Here is a 1147-nt window from a genome sequence, read left to right as displayed (position 1 = left end):
GAATATATTCAACCCAATCATTATGTAGGATTACTCAATCGCCATGATCATGGAGTTGGACAAGTCAAGTACACCGTACCGCCCCGGGAGCAGGGATCGGTCCAAGAATCCATAAAATATAAACCAAGAGAAATTGACACCTTTTTAAGATCAGCTTTTGCATCAATGAATATAGAGTGGAACGAATCGTTTGATACAAATGCATTTTTAGCTCTCGTTTCAGGAGAATTTAAAGTAAATGGGTATTCATTCCATTCGAATGGAACCGCTCGTATTTTAGATGAACAGCTTGATCACAATACAAGTTTTACAGCGATGCTTTTACAAGAAATCCATTCAGGCCGTGCATATGCACAAAGCGGGCTTGAAATTATCATAAAATCCCATTTACTAAAAAATTCATCTTATGATCTACAAAGTATTATTGAACATGAAGTACACACTGTATTTGAGAAAATAGATGGAATTGATGATAGTGTAAAAGATGCCGTCCATCATGTAAAACAAGAACTGAAAGGACTTGTCGGCTTCGGTCACTATGATTTATTAACCCATAGCGATGTAGAAGCACTGTTAGAGGAAGTAAGGATGGAGCAGCCGCAATCAACTTTTTATTCTCATGAAAAACAACTGAATGCCTTGTACACCTTGAGAGACTACGAACAAGAACTTTCCACCCTTTCAAGACATATGTACACAATGGGTGATGACTATGCAAAGGCAGATAGACGCCTTGCGATGCAAATGGGTATTCGTTAAGAAAGGAGTCGCCGTATGATCAATCAAAATAAACCTCCTAGTGACGCCCAGCGTTTCTTGCAAAATGTGAGTGCTCGCCGCTCCATGTCTGTATTCGAAAGTCAATCTGCACCACAAACACAATCGCAATCACCTGAAGAAATTGCCGCTATTCAGGCCATGCGCAGAGAAGGACAACGAAAAGATTTAAAGCGATTGCTGAAAATGCGGCTTCACGATGAATTGGCAAACACACGCATGCACTTGGAGTACCAATTGTCCAAAACAGAAGACATGATGAACCAGACAACCATTGTCAAACAACACGTATCCCAGCATTTAAAGGGACAAGCCATCTCAGAAATAGAGGAACGCATGCAGCGTCTCCAGCACATGCCTGTATATGACG

The 1147-nt window shown here is 40.7% G+C and carries 1 protein-coding gene and 1 pseudogene; both read left to right on the top strand.

The window, feature by feature from the left end; all coding sequences use genetic code 11:
* Positions 1-759, top strand: a pseudogene (locus V7659_RS31645) (hydrolase); the annotation flags it as partial.
* A gap of 84 nt (positions 760-843) precedes the next feature.
* A partial coding sequence (locus V7659_RS31640) for a hypothetical protein (protein WP_335543931.1) occupies positions 844-1147 on the top strand: 304 nt, incomplete at its 3' end.

The sequence above is a fragment of the Neobacillus drentensis genome (genome assembly GCF_036966985.1).
Lineage (GTDB): Bacteria > Bacillota > Bacilli > Bacillales > Cytobacillaceae > Neobacillus > Neobacillus drentensis_E.
Note: the sequence above shows the minus strand (reverse complement) of the source record. Positions and strands in the feature narration are given on the sequence as shown.